This is a genomic window from Duganella sp. SG902 (assembly GCF_013376005.1).
GTDB lineage: Bacteria > Pseudomonadota > Gammaproteobacteria > Burkholderiales > Burkholderiaceae_D > Rugamonas.
The window spans coordinates 658,809-678,188 of record NZ_JABMJK010000002.1; the positions used below are offsets into that span (position 1 = coordinate 658,809).

General features: G+C 65.0%; 18 protein-coding genes. 11 read left to right on the forward strand and 7 right to left on the reverse strand.

What is annotated here, in order from left to right:
* Nucleotides 1-97 precede the first annotated feature (97 nt).
* Complete coding sequence (gene hrpA, locus FHW83_RS06440; RefSeq protein WP_229224040.1) at nucleotides 98-4,087, forward strand: ATP-dependent RNA helicase HrpA; 3,990 nt, start codon at nucleotides 98-100, stop codon at nucleotides 4,085-4,087.
* 66 nt (nucleotides 4,088-4,153) lie between these two features.
* Nucleotides 4,154-5,194 (forward strand): PHB depolymerase family esterase, encoded by a 1,041-nt coding sequence (locus FHW83_RS06445; RefSeq protein WP_176645507.1) that lies wholly within the window; start codon nucleotides 4,154-4,156, stop codon nucleotides 5,192-5,194.
* On the opposite strand, the gene FHW83_RS06450 is transcribed toward FHW83_RS06445, so the two are convergent.
* A complete protein-coding gene (locus FHW83_RS06450) occupies nucleotides 5,124-5,822 on the reverse strand; it encodes a DMT family transporter (protein WP_176645508.1) in 699 nt (232 codons plus the stop codon). The genes FHW83_RS06445 and FHW83_RS06450 overlap by 71 nt on opposite strands.
* Nucleotides 5,819-6,787: a TlpA disulfide reductase family protein gene (locus tag FHW83_RS06455; protein ID WP_176645509.1), complete on the reverse strand. Its 969-nt coding sequence runs from the start codon at nucleotides 6,785-6,787 to the stop codon at nucleotides 5,819-5,821. The genes FHW83_RS06450 and FHW83_RS06455 overlap by 4 nt, the downstream gene beginning before the upstream one ends.
* Before the next feature lie 253 nt (nucleotides 6,788-7,040).
* Between FHW83_RS06455 and FHW83_RS06460 the strand changes: the two genes are divergently transcribed.
* Entirely contained in the window at nucleotides 7,041-7,463 is a 423-nt protein-coding gene (locus FHW83_RS06460; RefSeq protein ID WP_176645510.1) for an STY0301 family protein, read from the forward strand.
* A 7-nt stretch (nucleotides 7,464-7,470) separates the two neighbouring features.
* Here FHW83_RS06460 and FHW83_RS06465 read toward each other — a convergent pair whose 3' ends face one another.
* Nucleotides 7,471-8,724, reverse strand: a complete 1,254-nt coding sequence (locus FHW83_RS06465) for a putative Na+/H+ antiporter (RefSeq protein WP_176645511.1) — start codon at nucleotides 8,722-8,724, stop codon at nucleotides 7,471-7,473.
* A 115-nt stretch (nucleotides 8,725-8,839) separates the two neighbouring features.
* On the opposite strand from FHW83_RS06465, the gene imuA reads away from it, so the two are divergent.
* Together imuA and FHW83_RS06475 are read left to right on the forward strand one after the other, a co-directional pair.
* Entirely contained in the window at nucleotides 8,840-9,535 is a 696-nt protein-coding gene (gene imuA / locus FHW83_RS06470) for a translesion DNA synthesis-associated protein ImuA (RefSeq protein ID WP_176645512.1), read from the forward strand.
* Nucleotides 9,462-10,934: a DNA polymerase Y family protein gene (locus tag FHW83_RS06475; RefSeq protein WP_176645513.1), complete on the forward strand. Its 1,473-nt coding sequence runs from the start codon at nucleotides 9,462-9,464 to the stop codon at nucleotides 10,932-10,934. The genes imuA and FHW83_RS06475 overlap by 74 nt, the downstream gene beginning before the upstream one ends.
* Here FHW83_RS06475 and FHW83_RS06480 read toward each other — a convergent pair.
* Nucleotides 10,931-11,119 (reverse strand): DUF1653 domain-containing protein, encoded by a 189-nt coding sequence (locus FHW83_RS06480; RefSeq protein WP_176645514.1) that lies wholly within the window; start codon nucleotides 11,117-11,119, stop codon nucleotides 10,931-10,933. The two genes, FHW83_RS06475 and FHW83_RS06480, sit on opposite strands and share 4 nt — an antisense overlap.
* 11 nt (nucleotides 11,120-11,130) lie before the next feature.
* Here FHW83_RS06480 and FHW83_RS06485 point away from each other — a divergent pair, with 11 nt between their 5' ends.
* Nucleotides 11,131-11,889 carry a S9 family peptidase gene (locus FHW83_RS06485; protein WP_176645515.1) on the forward strand — a complete coding sequence of 253 codons (759 nt, stop codon included), beginning with the start codon at nucleotides 11,131-11,133 and terminating at the stop codon, nucleotides 11,887-11,889.
* Here the strand turns inward: FHW83_RS06485 and FHW83_RS06490 are convergent.
* Both FHW83_RS06490 and FHW83_RS06495 read right to left on the reverse strand, forming a co-directional pair.
* Nucleotides 11,886-12,224, reverse strand: a complete 339-nt coding sequence (locus FHW83_RS06490; RefSeq protein WP_176645516.1) for a hypothetical protein — start codon at nucleotides 12,222-12,224, stop codon at nucleotides 11,886-11,888. The two genes, FHW83_RS06485 and FHW83_RS06490, sit on opposite strands and share 4 nt — an antisense overlap.
* A gap of 33 nt (nucleotides 12,225-12,257) precedes the next feature.
* On the reverse strand, nucleotides 12,258-14,132 hold the full coding sequence (locus FHW83_RS06495; RefSeq protein WP_176645517.1) for a M61 family metallopeptidase: 1,875 nt from the start codon (nucleotides 14,130-14,132) through the stop codon (nucleotides 12,258-12,260).
* Nucleotides 14,133-14,307: 175 nt separating this feature from the next.
* Here FHW83_RS06495 and FHW83_RS06500 point away from each other — a divergent pair, with 175 nt between their 5' ends.
* Nucleotides 14,308-14,760 (forward strand): Hsp20 family protein, encoded by a 453-nt coding sequence (locus FHW83_RS06500; RefSeq protein WP_176645518.1) that lies wholly within the window; start codon nucleotides 14,308-14,310, stop codon nucleotides 14,758-14,760.
* A gap of 59 nt (nucleotides 14,761-14,819) precedes the next feature.
* On the opposite strand, the gene FHW83_RS31280 is transcribed toward FHW83_RS06500, so the two are convergent.
* Entirely contained in the window at nucleotides 14,820-15,278 is a 459-nt protein-coding gene (locus FHW83_RS31280; protein ID WP_176645519.1) for a PEP-CTERM sorting domain-containing protein, read from the reverse strand.
* A 117-nt stretch (nucleotides 15,279-15,395) separates the two neighbouring features.
* Between FHW83_RS31280 and FHW83_RS31285 the strand changes: the two genes are divergently transcribed.
* The 4 genes from FHW83_RS31285 (at nucleotide 15,396) to FHW83_RS06525 (ending at nucleotide 19,357) form a co-directional block, all read left to right on the forward strand.
* Entirely contained in the window at nucleotides 15,396-15,731 is a 336-nt protein-coding gene (locus tag FHW83_RS31285) for a hypothetical protein (RefSeq protein ID WP_176645520.1), read from the forward strand.
* A gap of 66 nt (nucleotides 15,732-15,797) precedes the next feature.
* The gene (locus tag FHW83_RS06515; protein ID WP_176645521.1) at nucleotides 15,798-17,294 is read left to right on the forward strand and encodes a DegQ family serine endoprotease; all 1,497 of its coding nucleotides are present in this window, start codon (nucleotides 15,798-15,800) and stop codon (nucleotides 17,292-17,294) included.
* 18 nt (nucleotides 17,295-17,312) lie between these two features.
* Nucleotides 17,313-17,972, forward strand: a complete 660-nt coding sequence (locus FHW83_RS06520) for a response regulator transcription factor (protein ID WP_090182067.1) — start codon at nucleotides 17,313-17,315, stop codon at nucleotides 17,970-17,972.
* A gap of 8 nt (nucleotides 17,973-17,980) precedes the next feature.
* Nucleotides 17,981-19,357, forward strand: a complete 1,377-nt coding sequence (locus FHW83_RS06525; RefSeq protein WP_229224042.1) for an ATP-binding protein — start codon at nucleotides 17,981-17,983, stop codon at nucleotides 19,355-19,357.
* The last annotated feature ends 23 nt before the right edge of the window (nucleotides 19,358-19,380 follow it).

The window sequence follows — 19,380 nt, forward strand, 5'->3', positions numbered from 1 at the left end:
AAAACCGTCTGAACGGCCTCAAAACGCCCAGCGCAAGCCAACCGCTGTCGTTCCCGCGCAGGCGGGAACCCATAATTCGCCAGACGGGCGGCGTAGCATGGATTCCCGCCTGCGCGGGAATGACGGGGGGCAGCAGAAGCCTCCACGCGCGCGCCTGACGCCGGAGGAGCAAGCTGCTCGCGAGGCCGAGCGGGCGTTCCGCAATCCGCTGCCGCCGATTACCTTCCCGGAGGATCTGCCGGTCTCCGGCCGCCGTCACGAAATCGCGGAGGCGCTGCAAAACAACCAGGTCATCATCGTCTCCGGTGAAACCGGTTCCGGCAAGACCACTCAGCTGCCGAAAATCTGTCTGGAGCTGGGGCGCGGCCAGAAAGGCCTGATCGGCCACACGCAGCCGCGCCGTATCGCCGCCTCGTCGACCGCCAAGCGCATCGCCGTGGAACTGGGCTCGCCGCTGGGCGAACACGTGGGCTTCAAGGTCCGCTTTGCCGACACCCTGCAGAAAGGCGCCTCGGTCAAGCTGATGACGGACGGTATCCTGCTGACGGAAACGCAAAGCGACCCGCTGCTCAAGGCCTATGACACCATCATCATCGACGAGGCGCACGAGCGCAGCCTGAACATCGACTTCCTGCTGGGCTACCTGAAACAGCTGCTGCCGCGCCGTCCGGACCTGAAGATCATCATCACCTCCGCGACCATCGACGCCGACCGCTTCGCGCGCCACTTTGGCACGCCGGAGAAGCCGGCGCCGGTGATCGAAGTCTCCGGCCGCCTGTACAAGGTGGAGGTGCGCTACCGGCCGATCGAGAGCGACGTGGTGAATCCGGCCGTGGCCAACGCCGAAGGCAAGGGCGCCCGCAGCGCCGCTGCCCGTGAAAAGCGCGACCTGATGGACGCCGTGGTCGATGCCGTCGACGAAGTGGCCCGCATCGGCTCCGGCGACATCCTGGTGTTCCTGCCCGGCGAGCGCGAGATCCGCGACGCCGCCGAAGCCCTGCGCAAGCACCATCCGCCGCACGTGGAAATCCTGCCGCTGTTCGCCCGCCTGTCGGCCGAGGAGCAGGAACGCGTGTTCCGTGCCACCAACGCGCGCCGCATCGTCCTGTCCACCAACGTGGCGGAGACCTCGCTGACCGTGCCGGGCATCCGCTACGTGGTGGACGCCGGCCTGGCGCGCGTGAAGCGCTACAGCTACCGCAACAAGGTTGAGCAGCTGCAGATCGAGCCGATCGCGCAATCGGCCGCCAACCAGCGCGCCGGTCGCTGCGGCCGTGTGGCCGATGGCGTCTGCATCCGCCTGTACGACGAGCAGGATTTCCTGCAGCGTCCCAAATTTACCGAGCCGGAGATTCTGCGTTCCTCGCTGGCCTCCGTCATCCTGCGCATGAAGACCCTGCATCTGACCGATGTGGAGAGCTTCCCCTTCATCGAGCCGCCGCTGGCGCGCGCGATCGCGGACGGCTACCAGCTGCTGCAGGAGCTGGGCGCGGTCGATGAATACAACCAGATTACCCCGCTGGGCAAGAAGCTGGCCAAGCTGCCGCTGGACCCGCGCGTCGGCCGCATGATTCTGGCCGCGCTGGACAACGTCTGCCTGAACGAAGTGCTGATCATCGCCTCGGCCCTGTCGGTGCAGGATCCGCGCGACCGCCCGCTCGAGCATCAGCAGGCCGCCGATGAAGCGCACAAGAAGTTCGCGGACGAGAAGTCGGAGTTCCTCAGCTATATCAAAATCTGGAAGTGGTTCGAGAACGCGATTGAGCACAAGAAGACCAACCGCCAGCTGCAGGACAACTGCCGCAGCAACTTCCTGTCGCAGCTGCGCCTGCGCGAGTGGCGCGACGTGCATTCGCAACTGCTGACCATCGTGAAAGAGCAGGGCTGGCGCCTGAACGAAACGCCGGCCACCTACGAGAACCTGCACCTGGCGCTGCTGACTGGCCTGCTGGGCAACATCGGCTTCAAGATGGAGGATGATCCTGGCTTCCTGGGCGCGCGCGGCATCAAGTTCCATATCTGGCCGGGTTCCTCGCTGAGCAAAAAGCCGGGCAAGTGGATCATGGCGGCGGAGCTGGTGGACACCACGCGCCTGTACGCGCGCTGCATCGCCCAGATCCAGCCGGAGTGGCTGGAGAAGGTCGGCGGCCACCTGCTGAAGAAATCGTGGGGCGAGCCGCGTTGGGAAAAACGCTCGGCGCAGGTCACGGCTTCCGAGCGCGCCACCTTGTACGGCCTGGTGGTGTACAGCCAGCGCCGCATCAACTATGGCTTGTTCAATCCGGCCGAGGCGCGCGAAATCTTCATCCGCGAAGCACTGGTGGGCGGCGACTACGACACCCGCGCGCCATTCTTCGCGCACAACCACAAGCTGATTAAAGAGATCGAGAACCTCGAACACAAGTCGCGCCGTCAGGACGTGCTGGTGGACGATGAGCTGATCGCCGCCTTCTACGACAAGCTGATTCCGGCCGACGTGGTCAACGGCGCCGGTTTCGAGAAATGGCACAAGGACGTCACGGCCAAGGAACCGAAGCTGCTGTTCCTGAATCGCGATGAACTGATGCGCCATGAAGCGGCTGGCGTCACCACCGACCTGTTCCCGAAGAAGATGAACGTGTCCGGCCTGGAGCTGGCGCTGACCTATCACTTCGAGCCGGGCAGCGTGCGTGATGGCGTGACGCTGGCGGTGCCGCTGTATGCGCTCAACCAGCTGTCGCGCGAACGTTGTGAGTGGCTGGTGCCGGGCATGTTGAAGGAGAAGGTGCATCTGCTGCTTAAATCCCTGCCGCAGAAACTGCGCCGCCACTGCGTGCCGCTGCCGGAATACGCGGCCAAATTCTGCGAACGCGTGGAAGAGAAGCACGCCTTCGGCCGCGGCGAGCTGATTGACGCCATCATTGCCGACATCCGCGCCCAGATCACGGTCACGCCGCTGACCACCGACTTCAAGCCGGAGACGCTGCCCGCCCACCACTTCATGAACTTCAAGGTGATCGACGAGCATGGCCGTCAGCTGGACATGGGGCGCAACCTGGCCACGCTGCAGGCCGAATATGGCTCGCAGGCGCGCGAGAGCTTCCAGAAAATGGCGGAAGCCTCCGGCCCGCAATCGACCGTCGCCGCCCGCGCCCTGACACCCGCCGTCGCACCGGCGAATTCCGTCGCACCGGCGAAAGCCGGTGCCCATAGAACGCCGGCCGCCCCTGCGGCCAACGCTCCAGCCAACAACATCACCCTGACCAACCTGACCACCTGGACCTTTGGCGAACTGCCCGAACTGCTGGAAATCGCCCAAGGCAAACTGACGCTGATCGGCTTCCCCGCCCTGGTCGACAAAGGTACGCACTGCGACCTGGAAGTCTTCGACGACCCGACGGTCGCCGCCCGCACGCACCGCGTCGGCCTGCGCCGCCTTTTCGCGCTGCAGATGAAAGACCAGATCAAGTTCATCGAAAAGAGCATCCCCAACCTGCAGCAAATGGGCATGCAGTTCATGAGCATGGGCACGCAGGAAGAGCTGCGCGAGCAGATCATCAACAAGGCACTGGACATCGCCTGCCTGCAGGACCCGCTGCCGATCGACGCGGCCAGCTTCGCCAAGCGCAAGGATGAAGGCAAATCGCGCCTGGTGCTGCTAGTGAACGAGATCGCGCGCCTGCTGTCGCAAGTGCTGACCGAATTCCACGGCCTGCCGAAACGCCTGCAAGGCTTGCCGCAACAAGCCGCGCAGGACATGCAGCAGCAACTGCAAGGCCTGGTGCACAAACGCTTCCTGCAAGAGAACGAATACAGCCAGCTGGCGCACTTCCCGCGCTACCTGAAAGCGATGAACGTTCGCATCGAAAAACTGCGCGGCGATCCGGCGCGCGACACCAAGCTGATGGCGGAGTGGCAGCAGGCGGCCGCGCCGTACCTGCGCGCGAGCCGCGACAAATCGGCCGGCAAGAACACCGATCCGAAGATGGTCGAATTCCGCTGGATGCTCGAGGAATTGCGTGTCTCGTTGTTCGCGCAGGAGCTGCGCACGCCGATGCCGGTATCAGTCAAGCGCTTGCAAAAAGTGTGGGAGTCGATGTTGCGCTAAGCGGCCTGCCGCACGCAGCGCGCGGCAGCTTTCCGGTAGACTGATTGGCAACAGGAGGATGTTGCGATGACAGTCAAGACCGGCAAGCTGCTGCGAAGCCTGATCCGCGCCGGCACGCGCACCGCAAAGCTCATCGCCGCCGCCACCACCCCGCCCAAGCCAAAACGAAAGCGCGCCGCCGCATCACCCAGCGCATCAACATCGCCGCGCGCCGCGCGCCCATCGCGCGCCGCACCCTCCACCATCGCACCGGGCAAATGGCTCTCCTCCCACGTCCCCACCGCGACGGGGCAGCGCATGCGCTACTGGCTCTACCTGCCAAACGGTTTTGCCCAACCCGAAGGCCTGATCGTCATGCTGCACGGTTGCCACCAGACCGCCACGCAATTCGCCCAAGGCACCGGCATGAACCTGCGCGCCGACAAAGCCGGCTACGCGGTCCTCTATCCCCAACAACTGACCAGCCACCAGGCGCAGCGCTGCTGGAAATGGTACGACCGCGCCACCCAGGCCGGCGGCGGCGACGTCCCAACCATCATCGGCATGATCCACAAGGTGCTGAGCGAGTACCCGATCAACCGCCGCCGCATCTACGTCGCCGGCATCTCCGCCGGCGCGGGCATGGCCAACATCCTCGCCCTCAACCACCCGACGCTGTTCGCCGCGATGGGACTGCACTCCGGCCCCGTCTTCGGCGCCGCCCAGAACCCCCTGACCGGCATCGGCATCATGCACCACGGCGCCGGCCTGCGCGCCGACACTGCCGCCCACGAAATTCTGCAACGGCAGCCGCAATTCCCCGGCATGCCCGCCATCCTGATCCAGGGCGAGGCCGACACCGTCGTCCGCCCCGTCAACCAGCTGCAGTTGATGCGACAAAGCCTGCTGCTGAACCGCCTCGCCGGTCCGGCAAAGATCACCCACAACCCGCGCAGCCGCCTGCACGACTTCTACGTCGGCCGAAAACTCATGCTGCGCATCGTGCAGATCGAAGACCTGGAACACGCATGGTCCGGCGGTGATCCCACGCTGCCGTTCAACGCCAAAGCCGGCCCCAACGCCAGTAAGCTGATGCTGGAGTTTTTTGCCCGTCACCAGCGAACCTGATCGCGCCCGCAGTGCCGATCACAATCAACACACTGCCCAACGCCATCTTCACGCTGAACACCTCACCCAGAAACAGCACGCCCCACAACACGCCAAACGCCGGCACCAGAAACGGCACCGCCATCGTGCGCGAAGCACCCACGCGCGCGATCAGATGCGACACACGCCAACACCGCCCATCCGTTGCACCATCCTTGAATCCCGCGCCATCCCAGGCCAGCCAGGCCACGCCGGCAAAGCCCAACGCCATGCTGGCCGCGCGCGCCGGCGCGATGCGCTCCCTGATCCACAGCCAGCCGATGATGGCCGCATACATCGGCGTCGCCGCGTTGAAGATGGCCGACAAGCTGGCATTGATGCTCAGCGCGGCATAGCTGAACAGCAGAAAGGGCAGGGTGCAGTTGGTCATGCCGACCAGCGCGATGCGCTTCCAGTTGCGCCGCAACGCGGCCAGTCCGCCATCGCGCCGCAGGATGAGTATCGGCACGAGCAGCAGCGAAGCCAATGCCGCCCTAGCCCCAGCCATGGCCAGCGCGCCGAATTCTCCCGCGCCTATGCGCATGAACAAATACGAGGCGCCCCATAACGCTGCCAGTAACAGCAGGCACGCCAGGTCGGTCTTCTTCATGGCTGCGCTACCACATTGCTGATGCGCCCCTGCGCATCCAGCGTGACGATCGTCGGAATATTGCGCACGCCGAAAGCGCGGAAGATTGCGCCATCCTGATCCAGCGCCAACGCGATCGTGGTCTTGTTCTCCCTGGCGTAATCCGCCAACTCGGCGCCCGAAGTCCACAGCGGCGACGAGATGCCGATCCATTCGGTGGTGCGATTCCTGGCCAGCCGCTCCGCCTCCAGCCGCACTTCCCTGCAGGCCGCGGAGACGGCGGGCCGCGTCTCACGCAAATACGATTCGCACCACGGCGAGAAAAACACCAGCGTGCGCGGTTTGCCCGCACCCAGCGTGATCTTCTTGCCGGCCGTCGTGGTGAGAGTGACGCCGCTTACCTGATCGCCAACCCTGAACGCAGCCGGCGCAGCGCTTTGCGGCGCCAATGCAATCGCGCCGGCGGCAGGCGCGGTAGTCGCCACGCGCTCCAGCGCTGCATGCAGCTCCTTGTCATCAAGATGGCCGACGTGGACGATACGGCCATTCGCGTCAATCAGCACATGCTGCGGCGTGACGCGCAGATTCAGTTTGCCGGCGAGCGAGCCGTCGTCGATCACCGTGGGCATGTGCAGCTTGTGCCTGGCGATAAATGCGCGCACATCGGCTTCCGTCTCGCTGTAGCCGGTATTCACCGACACCACGTTAATGCGCTTGCCGTACTGCTGATACAGCTGCTCAAAGCCGGCCGCCTGCTCATTGCAAGGCTTGCACCAGGTCGCCCAGAACTTCAGATACACCGGCTGCCTGCCATACGACGCCGCCAGATCGATGCGCTGGCCATCGATGGACGTCAGCGAGGCCGAGGGCCCCGGCTGCCCGATCAACGCCTTCCCCGCAACCTGCGCCCGCTGCTGCCCGCTCTCCGCCGCCGAGGCAATGCCAGCCAGTCCCGCCAGCAAAACCAACACCACACGCCATTTCATAATCCGCCCTCAATGAGTTAATTGACAACCCATCCTATCCCCAGCTTGGCGCAACCAAAAGGTGCAAGAATCGGCTAAACAACTAGGCCATGATAAGTGCGGTGTGTTCGTGTTTGACGCATCTCAATGTTGTCAGATTCAGTGGCGCTGGATTTGTTGGCGTTCAGAAGTGTTCACTGCTGGAAGACGTATGTTCAGACACTGTTTAACCATCGCGACGTTCATCAATGTCGTCATCGAATAGAGGTTCAATATGAAACGCTCGCTATGTTGTATGTGCGCTTTGATGTCCAGCTTTATATGGTCAGCTGCTCAAGCCCTGGAGTGCCCTGCGTTTATCGCGGAAACGTCTGTCAAGCTGGTTGATACGCCTGCTGGATGGACTGCGTTCAGTAGCTCTCCGCTGTATTTGCACGGAGCGGCGCCGATGAGCGGGCCGCCCGAAAAACTGGGCGTGCTCGCGGATTATCACGAGACAAAGAGAAATCAGGAAATAAGCTACACCTATCAGCTCGATGGCCACTTCACGGAGGGGAAGTGGCTTGCGTGTACTTATGGTGAGGGCGATCAGGTCACGCTTTCGAAGCGGCTCGATAACACTGTGCGTGTTTGCATTTTCCGGTATCGAAAGGGCAAGCACGCCGGTCAAAATGATGTGGCTATTTCGTGCAAGTAGCGCATCATCAGAGCAGCAGGAAAGCCAGCGCGGCGACGGCGGTGGGGGCGAGGGCGCCGGCCAGCAGGCCCAGTGTGCCGATCGACTGAGCCTCGAAGCCGCAGCGCAGCAGTGCGGCACCGGCCGGATTCGGGGCGTTGGCGATGACGGTTAGGCCGCCGCCGGTGACGGCGCCCGCCACCAGCATGTATTGCGACTGCGCCGAGATGCCGCTGATGAGCGAACCGAGGTAGGTGAGCGCGGCGTTGTCGGTGACGGCGGTCAGGCTCATCGCACCGAAGAACAGCGCCAGCGGCGACAGGCTTTCCACGATCGGTTGCAGCCACCATTGCTGCATCCCGCCCAGCACCACCAGCCCCGCCAGGAAGAAGCCGACCAGCAGACCTTCCTTGATGATCAGCGGATTCTGGTAGCGCTGGTAAGCCGTGGTGAATCCCAGGAACAGCATGAACACGCCAAGGAACAGCACCGGATGATGGCCCAGCACCACCACCGCCGCCAAAAAGCCGAGATGGATCAGCGTCACCGCCAACGGCACTGCCGGCGCGGTATCTGCCGCAGCGCTGGCGCCCGGCGCCCGCAAATGCTTGCGCAGCGCGAAGCTGACCGCAGTGGCGTTGATGACGACCGCCACCGCCGCTTTCCAGCCGAAGTGCTGCGCCATGTAGGCGCTGTCCCAGTTCCACGTGCCGGCCACCATCAGCACCGGCGGCGCGGCGTAGGCGGTCAGCAGGCCGCCGATCGAGACATTCACGAACAGCACGCCCAGCGCCGCATACTTCAGCCACTCCGGCATGCCGTCACGGAAGATCAGCGGCGCCAGCATCAGCGCCGCCAGCGTCATCGCGGCCGGTTCGGTGATCAGCGAGCCGGTCAGCGGCACCAGCGCCAGGCCGAACCACACCAGCGCCAGTTCGGTTGCCACCGGCATCAGCTTGGCCAGGCCCAGCAGCACGCGCTGGACGATGTCCATCACCGGCCGCGAGGCCGCCACCACCATTACCACAAACACAAACAGCGGCTCGGTGTACTGGCGCGATTCGGCATACGCAATCGCCGCTTGGCCGCCGTTGAGGAAGGCGATGCTTGCCATCAGCACAAACGCCCAGAAACCAAACACCACCTCCACCTCGCCCAGCAGATGGAACAGCCCGGCATGGCGCGGATGACGGTGCGCCAGCACCTCGAATGACTTGGCGGCGAAGGTGTGCAGCAGCGCCAGTCCGAACAGAACGGCGCCGACGATTTGTATGGTTTGCAAAGTGTGTCCTTTGATAATTTCCCCAATGAACATGGTACATCAAAGGCAGGTAAACCTTGCCAAACAACGGTGCAAGGAGTACTGTTTATTTATACAGTATTTGCGATATAATGCCATGACCCTCCCGGAAACCGTGCACCCGTCCTTGTGGCGGGCCGATCAACTCGCCCAGAGCGCCACGCGCTGCCTGGACACTGGCTTTGCCGCCTTGTCGGCGCAGCTGCCCGGCGGCGGCTGGCCGCTCGGCACCTTGATCGACCTGCTGCTGCTGCAGCACGGCATTGGCGAGCTGCGCCTGCTGCAGCCGGCGCTGTCCGCGCTGGGCAAGCGGCCCATCGTGCTCCTGCAACCGCCGCATCCGCCGCAGGCGCTGGCGCTGGCGGCGCTGGGTATCGAGCCGTCGCAACTGCTGTGGGTGCGCAGTGGCGCCAAGGCCAGCGATGCGCTGTGGGCCGCCGAGCAAATCCTGCGCAGCGGCTGTTGCGGTGCCTTGCTGCTGTGGCAGCAGCACGCGCGCGGCGAAACGCTGCGGCGCCTGCATCTGGCGGCACAAAGCGGCGAGACCTTGTTCTGGATGCTGCGGCCGTTGGCGGCGGCCCAGGAGGCATCGCCGGCGCCGTTGCGGTTGTCGCTCAGGCCAGCGGCGGGCGGCATCGACATCGGCTTTGTCAAACGACGCGGGCCGCAGCGTGACGCGCCCTTGTTTTTACCTTTAACGCCTTCTTTGCTTCAACGTCATGCGCCTCTGGATCGCGATACACCTGCCACGGCTCCCGCTCGAAGTATTTCGCCCGTGCTGGTCGGCGGATGATGGCACGGTGGTGCTGGAGCAGGAGCGCGTGATTGCCTTGTCGGATGCCGCGTATGCGGCCGGCGTGCGGACCGGCTTGCGGCGCGGCGGCGCCATCATGCTGGCGCCGCAATCGCAATTCCAGCAGCGCGCGCCCGAGTTGGAAGCGGAAGCGCTGCAAGCCGTGGCGCTGGCGCTGCTGCAATACACGCCGCAACTGGCGCAGGCGGAGGAAGCCACGCTGCTGCTGGACGTGGGCGCCAGCCTGCGCCTGTTCGGCGGCATCCACGCGCTGTGCCGCAAGGTGGCGCACAGCGTGCGCGCGTTGGGCTTTACCGGCTGGCTCAGCTGCGCCCCCACCGCGCGCGGCGCCTGGCTGCTGGCCTGCAGCAACGCCGGGCGCGCCTTGAAGATGGACTCGCTGGAACGCAAACTGGCGTCGCTGCCGGTCGACCTGCTGCCGCCCGCGCGCGCCTACCTGGGCTGGCTGGAAGGCATAGGCTGCATGACCTTGGGCGAGCTGTATCGTTTGCCGCGTCCCGGCTTGCAGCGTCGTTGCGGCCGCCCCTTGCTGGACATGCTGGACGATGCCCACGGCGTCCGTCCCGAACTGCACGAATGGCTGCAAGCGCCCACCAGCTTTCACGCCAAAATGGAATTGTTCGACCGCGTGGAAAACGCCGAAGCCTTGCTGTTCGGCGCGCATCGCCTGCTGCTGCAACTGACAGGCTGGCTGAGCGCACACCAGCTGGCGGTCGAACGCATCCGCCTGCTGCTGGAGCACGAGCGCGGCCGCAGCGCCGGCCCGCCCACCGTGATCGAAGTGGTGCTGGCCGAGCCCACATGGAAAGACACCCATCTGGTGCGCCTGCTGAAGGAGCGCCTGGCCAAGCAGGAACTGGACGCCCCGGTGATCGGCCTGCGCCTCGAAGCGCCACAAGTGCAGCCGATGGCGCCGCTCAGCGATTCACTCTTTCCCGAGCCGGGCGGCAGCAAGGAAGACTGGCAGCGCCTGCTGGAACTGCTGGCCGCGCGGCTGGGGCCGGAGAACGTGCTGCAAGCCGTGCCCAGCGCCGACTACCGGCCCGAGCAGGCCAACACCTGGCTCAGCATCCAGAAAAAAGTCCGCCCGGCCGAAGCGCGTGCCCAGCTGCCGCCGGACATGGGCAGCCTGCCGCGTCCGACCTGGCTGCTGGCCAAACCGATCCCGCTGCTGATGCGCGACCACCGTCCTTACTACGGCTCGCCGCTGCGCATCCGCTCGACCGGCGAGCGCATCGAGGCCGGCTGGTGGGGCGAGATGCTGACCCGCGATTACTTCATGGCCCAGGGCCAAGACCACGCCCACTACTGGCTGTTCAAGGAACGCAGCGCGTCCGACAAGGAGCCGCGCTGGTATCTGCAAGGCCTGTTCGGTTAGTCGAGCGGCCTGAAGCGTTGCACCTGCTTGCCATCCACCTCGATCAGCTCGAAGAACACCTCGCGCGGACGGCACCAGATGGAACCGTTGGCGGCACGATATACAATCATGGTCGAGAGGTCGGACTCCAGCGTGGCTTCGCACACCAGTTCGTAGATACCGCCTTTGTAGTGTTGGTAACGCATTTTCCATTCCTATGAAATCACAACGACAAGAATTTATCGGCGCGCACGGCCACAAGCTGGCGGCGCGCCTCGATGGGCCGGATGGCGAGGTCAAGGCCTACGCGCTGTTCGCCCACTGCTTCACCTGTGGCAAGGACGTGCTGGCCGCCCGGCGCGTGGCGGAAGCGCTGACCGAGCATGGCATCGCCGTACTGCGCTTCGATTTTACCGGGCTGGGCGCCAGCGACGGCGAGTTCGCCAACACCAATTTCTCGTCCAATCTGGCCGACCTGGTTGCCGCCGCTGATTTCATGCGCGAGCACTACGCCGCGCCGCGCTTGCTCATCGGTCACAGCCTCGGCGGCGCCGCCGCGCTGGCCGCGGCCGAACAGATGCCGGAGGTGAAAGCCGTGGTCACCATTGCCGCGCCCAGCAGCCCGTCTTACGTCACCGGCATGTTCAGCAAACATCTGGAGGAAATTGCGCGCGAGGGCGAGGCGGAGGTGCAACTGGCGGGGCGGCCGTTCCGCATCAAGCAGCAATTCGTGGAAGACGCCGGCGGGCACAATTTGAAGTTGAAGATCGCCGGCCTGCGCCGCGCCTTGCTGGTCATGCATGCGCCCAACGACGACACGGTCAGTCTCAACAACGCCATGGAGATTTTCACGGCGGCCAAGCATCCGAAAAGCTTTATCTCGTTGGACGATGCCGACCATCTGCTGACGGGCCGCGAAGACGCCGTCTACGTCGCCAACCTGATTGCGGCCTGGGCCGACCGCTATCTGGTTTAAAAGTCTTCCGACAAATCTTTCCAGCCCTTGCTGGCGGCGAAAGCAGTGAACTCGTCCGGCGCTTCCAGCACCAGCAAGCGGCCTTCCTGCAGCACCGGATCGCCGGCCGTCAGGTCGGGGCCCTTGTAGCCGACGGTGCGCAGTTGCGCCACCACCGAAGCGATCAGCGCCTTGTCCTTGTGCAGGCCGCTGATCGGCGCCTTGAAATCCACGTACACATCAATGGCGCCATAACCTTCGTCGAAGATACGGATCGCCTTGGCGTCGTGGGCACGGCCGGAGCCGTCGGTGGCCTTGAAAGGGCCGCTCAGTTGGATATCAGTGTCATTGTTCATGTGCGCAGCATACACCAAACGACACCGGGCCTCTTACTTTAAGGGCTGCAAAATCGCCCCAAGGCGATCTGGCGTACCTTCGATGCGTTCCAGGCGCGGATATCTCAGGCCGCCGTGGTAGTCCAGCGCCACCTCCTGGTACAGGCCGCCTTTCCTGATCAGCAGCTTGATCGGCTCTTTCGCAGCCTTGGCGGCGGTCACGGCGGCGCGCAGCAGTTCCGGCTTGTAGGCGCGGCCGTTGACCGCCACCAGCACATTGCCGCCCGCCAAGCCGGCCTTGAAGGCCACGCCTTCCCACTGCAAGGCCTCCAGCTTGCCATCGGCTCCCACCGAGAAGCCCAGAGAATACTGGAAGTTGGCCGACTTGCTCAGGTCCTCCTGCGCTTTCAGGAAGTCGGTCTGTTTTTCGGTGTAGACCAGTTTCCAGCCGGCACGGGCGAGGCCGTCCAGCGGGGCGCCCGGGCCGTGGCCATCGAGGCGGCTGCGCAGGAAGGGCGCCCAGTCGTAAGCCTGCACCGCGTTCAGCGCCTTCACCACGTCGTCGAAGGTGTAGTGCTTGGCGACATTGACGCCGTCATCCACGCCAAAGAAGTTGCGGGCGAAATCGTTCAGCGATTTCTTCTCGCCCGACAGTTCGCGGATCTTGGTGTCGGCATCCAGCCAGATCAGTTGGCCTTCCGAGTAGTAATCCTCGGCGCGCTGCCAGTTGTTCCAGCCCTGCGGACGGCGCGCATTGACGATAGGATCGTTGACGGTGTCCTGCACCGCGCGCCATGCGCGGCCCTTGACGTTGTCGTAGCGGGCGGCGGTGGCGGCGATCAGGTCGCGCGTGTGTTCCGGCTTGATCAGGCCCGAACGCGCGGCCAGCACGGCGCCCCAGTACTGGGTCTGGCCCTCGTACACCCACAGCAATTCGTTTTGCAGCGGGGTGTTGAAGTCCGGCACGTTCTGGCCGGCAGGGCGGCGGAACTTGCCGTTCCACGAGTGGGTGAATTCGTGCGACAGCAGCTCGCGCCGCGCCTCGTATTTATTCCACTCGGTGAAGTAGCCCAGCTTGACGCCATTCTCGCTCGACTGGTGGTGCTCGCGGCCGATGCCTCCGAATTCATCGCTGATGGCGAACAGGAAATCGTAGTGCTTGTAATGCTGCGAGTTGAACAGCTTGTAGGCCTGCCGCACCATCTCGCGGTGCGGCGCGATCTGTTCCGGCGTGGCTTCCAGCTGCTCGGGCGAATCGGCCACCACGTTCAGGCGCACCGGAATCTTCGCGCCCGGATCGAGGTCGATCTGGCGGAAGTAGCGGCCGGCGAACAGCGGCGAATCGATCAGGGTTTCCAGGTCCAGCGGCTTGAAGGCCACCTCGTCGCCCTGGCGCTCCTGCTGCTCCAGCGCGCTGCCGTACTGCCAGCCCGGCGGCACGGTCAGGTTGGGCTGCACCGTGATGCGGCGGCTGTTGTAGCCGGCCGGGTACAGCGTCACCGACTGCCATTGCACGCCGACGATGTCGTTGGTCATGGTGGTGCGGCCCTGGTTGGGCTCCACCGGCGACAGGTACTGGAATTCCACTTCGACCCCGCTCGCGCCCTTTGGCACCTCGAGGTGGAAGGCGTACACATTGACCGGATCGCGCTGCCATTCCAGCGGCTGGCCGTTGGCGCTGACCTTCAGGCCGGCGAACTGGTTGAGCGCGCCGCTGGGGCCGTGGTTGCCGGGAATCCACTGCGGATACAGCAGCGTCAGCTTGCCGGGTCTGGCCGGGATGCTTTCGCGCACGCGGAAGATGTTTTGCGCGGTGTCGGAGGCATCGACTTTCAGAACGATGGTGCCCGGATAGGGCTGATCGGAGGCGGCCTGGGCGCTGAAGGCGGTAGCCAGCACGGCGGCAAGTACGGCGCGGGTCAAAGACATAATGGTTTAATAAAACGGTTGACAAGAGGAAGAGTGTAGCACGCAGGAAACGAAAAAATTTTTTAAAAAAACCTCTTGAAAGCCATTTGGTCCGACTTATATGGGGATCAGCGGTTGCCTGATTGTGGGGGCCGCGAACTTCTTCATATCGCTTATTTTGAAAAGGATATCTATCATGCGTACTTTTGATCTCACCCCTCTGTATCGTTCCGCTATCGGCTTTGATCGTCTGGCACAAATGCTGAATGACGCCCAGCGCAATGACACTCCAAGCTATCCCCCATACAACATCGAGCTGGTCTCGGACGACCAGTATCGGATCGTCATGGCGCTGGCCGGCTTCAGCCGCGAAGAAATCGACATCACCTTCGAGCGTGACTCGCTGACCGTGGTGGGCCGCAAGCAGAAGGACGCCACCGAGCGCACCTACCTGCACCGTGGCATCGCGGCGCGCGATTTCGAGCAGCGCTTCCAACTGGCCAACCACGTCAAGGTGACCGGCGCCAGCTTCGACAACGGCATGCTCACCATCGAACTGGTGCGTGAGATTCCGGAGGCACTGAAGCCACGCAAGATCGTCATCGACGGTGGCGACAACGTGACCGCGCTGGAGCAGCGCGCAGCGTAAGCCCGCGTTAGCGCAGTGGTTCAAACTGGCCGGTTGATCCGGCCAGTTTTACGTTGTGCTCAGCGTTGGCGGCGACGGCGCGCGCGCCCGGCGCCCAGCAGCGCCAGGCCGGCGCCGAACAGCGCGTAGCTGGCCGGCTCGGGCACCGGCGAGGACGGCGGGAACTGCGACAGGTCGGCGCTGACAGTGAATTCCAGCACGCCGCTTTTGGCGCCGGCCGTGGTGTTGTCGTAGACCAGGTTCAGCGTCCTGGAGTAGGCCTCGCTTTTGGGCAGCAGGGCGTCCGCCTCGCCACGCAGGTCGAGCGTGCCGGCGGCCACCGTGTCCGACGCGTATTCCCACGCGCCCACCTGGCCGATGGCGGCGTACAGCTGGGAGAACCCCACCGACGAGGTGAACGCGGGGCCGGCGATCAGCCCGCTGCTGGAGGCGCTGACCGCGGCGTCGGCGTCGATCCGCAGGCCGGTGTGCGCCGACAGCTCAAACGTCACCACGCCGGTCGTCGCGCGGCTGCCCACGTCGTAGCGGCCGCTGTTGGCGCCATTGCTCTGAGAGGCCGCCTGCAGCCACAGCGTCTCCAGCGTGCCGGCGCCGCTGGCCGACGCCCACTGGTTGAAATAGGTGCCTGAGTTGCTGTGGCAACCGACTGGGCCGGCCCGGCGGCGGTCAGCGTGCTGTCCTGGTCCAGCGTCAGCACGCGCGCGGCCGGCGGCGCCGCCGACGTCAGCGTGAACGATGGCGTGATGCCGTCGGTCAGGTCGAGATCGATGAGCGTGACGCGGAAATTGCCCAATGACGAGGCCGAGCTGTGGGCGGCGCTGGCGCTGGCCGCCGCCATGCCGAGGCAGGCGGCCAGCAGTTTTACGAAGGTGAAATTTTTCATGGCGCATCCTTTCAAGTCGGGGAAAACCCACGCCCATATTAACAATATTTCATCAAAATGGGCGGGCGCGCGCCACAGAATTGGTTAAGTAGGGCCTAAGTTTTTTCCCGCATATTGGATACATCTAAAGTCTTCATTCACAAGGAGAACCGTTATGTCCAACTCTACTCTCAAGCGTGCCGCCGTCGCCGTCGCCGTACTGGGCGTGGTCGGCGTCGGCGGTGCGGTCGCTGTCAAACAAAACGCCGCGGTCGCCGCCGCCGCCGCACCGGTGGCCGCCGTTGCCGCCCCGGCCGCCGCCGCCCCGGCGCCGGTCGCCGCGCCGCCGATCTCCCTGCCGGACTTCAGCGTCATCGTCGCCCACAACGGCCCGGCCGTGGTCAACATCAACGTCACCGGCAGCACCAAGACCGCCTACAACGGCCCGCAAGGACGGGACGATCCGTTTGCCGACGATCCCTTCTATGAATTCTTCCGCCGCTTCCAGGGCCAGCAGCGCGGCGGCCAGCGCGCCCAGCCGACCCACGGCCTGGGTTCCGGCTTCATCATCAGTTCGGACGGCATCATCCTGACCAACGCCCACGTGGTGCGCGACGCCAGCGAGGTGGTGGTCAAGCTGACCGACCGCCGCGAATTCCGCGCCAAGGTGCTGGGCTCCGATCCGCAAAGCGACGTCGCCGTGCTGAAGATCGACGCCAAGAACCTGCCGGTGGTGCCGCTGGCCAAGAACAACGACCTCAAGGTGGGCGAATGGGTGCTGGCGATCGGCTCGCCGTACGGCCTGGACAACACCGTCACCGCCGGCGTGGTCAGCGCCAAGGGCCGCACGCTGCCGGATGGCAACGTTCCGTTCATCCAGACCGACGTCGCCGTCAACCCGGGCAACTCCGGCGGCCCGCTGTTCAACACGCGCGGCGAGGTGGTCGGCATCAACTCGCAGATCTACAGCCAGACCGGCGGCTACCAAGGCTTGTCGTTCGCCATCCCGATCGACGTCGCCAACAAGATCAAGAACCAGATCGTTTCCACCGGCAAGGTGGTGCACGCCAAGCTGGGCGTGACCGTGCAGGAGGTGAACCAGGGCTTCGCCGATTCCTTCAACCTGGAAACGCCCGAAGGCGCCCTGATCTCCAACGTCGAGCGCGGCGGTCCGGCCGACAAGGCCGGCCTCAAGGCCGGCGACGTGATCCGCGCCCTGAATGGCCAGAAGATCATCAGCTCGGCCGACCTGCCGTCGATGGTGGGCCTGTCGACCCCGGGCGACAAGATCACGCTGGACGTCTGGCGCCAGGGCAAGCCGGTGCAAGTCACCGCCACCCTGGGCAACGCCAAGGATAAAGTAATGGCGCAGGACGATGACGGCCCGGCCGACCAGGCCAGCGCCAAGCTGCGCCTGGGCCTTTCGCTGCGCCAGCTGGATCCGATGGAGCGGCGTGAATCTGGCATCGCCAGCGGCTTGCTGATCCAGGACGCCGGCGGCGCCGCCGCCAACGCCGGGGTGCAGCCGGGCGACGTGCTGCTGTCGGTCAACGGCCGCCCGGTCAACAGCGTCGACCAGGTGCGCGAGGTGGTGGGCAAGGCCGGCAAGTCGGTGGCATTGCTGATCCAGCGCGGCGACGATAAAATCTTCATACCGGTCCGCCTGGGCTAAGCGAAAACAAGGAAAAATATGCGACTTCTTCTGGTGGAAGACGACACCATGATCGGCGAGGTGGTGCTCGACCTCTTGCGGGCCGAGCACTACGCGGTCGACTGGGTCAAGGACGGCGACATGGCCGACACCGCGCTGCAAACCCAGACCTACGACCTGGTGCTGCTGGATCTGGGCCTGCCGCGCAAGGACGGCCTGGAGGTGCTGCGCTCGATGCGCCTGCGCAAGGAACTCACGCCGGTCCTGATCGCCACCGCGCGCGACGCCAAGGAGCAGCGCATCGCCGGCCTGGACGCCGGCGCCGACGACTACGTGCTCAAGCCCTACGACCTGGACGAGCTGCTGGCCCGCATCCGCGCGCTGCTGCGCCGCTCGGCCGGCCGCGCCGAGCCGGTGTTCGAGCACGGCAACGTCACGGTCAACCCGCAAACCCGCGAAGTGATCGCCGACGGCAAGCCGGTCAGCCTGTCGGCGCGCGAGTGGGCGGTGCTGGAGGCGCTGATCGCGCGTCCCGGCATCGTGCTGTCGCGCCACCAGCTGGAGGAAAAGCTGTACAGCTGGAAGGATGAGGTCAACAGCAACGCGGTGGAGGTCTACATCCACGGCCTGCGCAAGAAGCTGGGCGCGGAGCTGATACAGAACGTGCGCGGCCTGGGCTACATGGTTCCCAAGCTATGAAGGTGAAGATGCCGTCGCTGCCACGGGTGCCGGTGGTGACGCACTCGCTGCGCGGCCGCCTGCTGTGGTTCCTGCTGGCGGCCATCACCATGGCCGCCATCGCCCAGGCCATGATCGCCTACCGCAGTGCGCTCAGCGACGCCGATCAGATCTTCGACTATCACATGCAGCAAATGGCGATGTCGCTGCGCTCCAGCGCCACGCTGACCAACAAGGCCGCCGACACGGCCGCCGATCCCGAAAACGACGACCTGGTGGTGCAAGTCTGGACGCCGGACGGCGCCCAGGTGTTCCGCTCGCTGTCGCGCGCGGCGCTGCCGCAGCGCGCCGTGCTGGGCTTTTCCAATGTGCGGGTGAACAACACCACCTACCGCATCTTCTCGGTGCAGACCTCCAACCAGACCGTGCAGGTGGCGCAGGACATGGCGGTGCGCCAGCGCATGGCCGGCACGCTGGCGCTGCGCACGGTCGGCCCGATCGCCGTGATGGCGCCGGTGCTGATGCTGGTGGTGTGGTGGGTGGTGTCGGGCTCGCTGGCGCCGGTGTCGCGCGTCAAGCGCCAGGTGGCGGCGCGCCAGGCCGACGACTTGTCGCCGGTGTCGGAGAACGACCTGCCGGACGAGGTGCTGCCGCTGGTGCAGGAGCTCAACCTGCTGTTCGTGCGCGTGCGCACCGCCTTCGAGGCGCAGCAGCACTTCGTGGCCGACGCCGCGCACGAGCTGCGCACGCCGCTGGCGGCGCTCAAGCTGCAGGTGCTCAGCCTGGAGCGCGCGCCGGACGAGGCCGCGCGCAAGGTGGCGGTGTCGCGCGTCACGGCCGGCATCGAGCGCGCCACCCGCCTGGTCGAGCAGTTGCTGGTGCTGGCGCGGCAGGAGGGCGGCGTCGAGGAAATCAAGCTGGAGCCGGTCAACCTGGGCGAGCTGGTCCGGCGCGTGCTGGGCGACATGGCCGGCCTGGCGCAGGCGCGCCAGATCGACCTCGGCCTGCACCACGCCGACGAGGTGGTGGTGGCGGGCCAGCAGGACGCCCTGCTGATCCTGCTGCGCAACCTGGTCGACAACGCCATCAAGTACACGCCGGCCGGCGGCACCGTCGATGTCGAGCTGCGGCGTAGCGTGGCCGCCACAAAAAACGCCAAGCCGCGGGTGGTGCTGAGCGTCGAGGATTCCGGCCCCGGCATCCCGCCGGAGGAGCGCGAGCGCGTGTTCAGCCGCTTCTACCGCGTGCCCGGAAGCCCCGCCGGTGGTAGCGGTCTGGGCATGGCGATCGTGCGCTCGATCGCCGAACGCCATGGCGGCCTGCTGTCGCTCGACCAGTCCGCGCGGCTGGGCGGCCTCAAGGTCAGCGTCGATTTTCCCGAGACTGGCAAGCCCACTCCAGCTTAAAATGCCGTTTTGACACGGCGTGG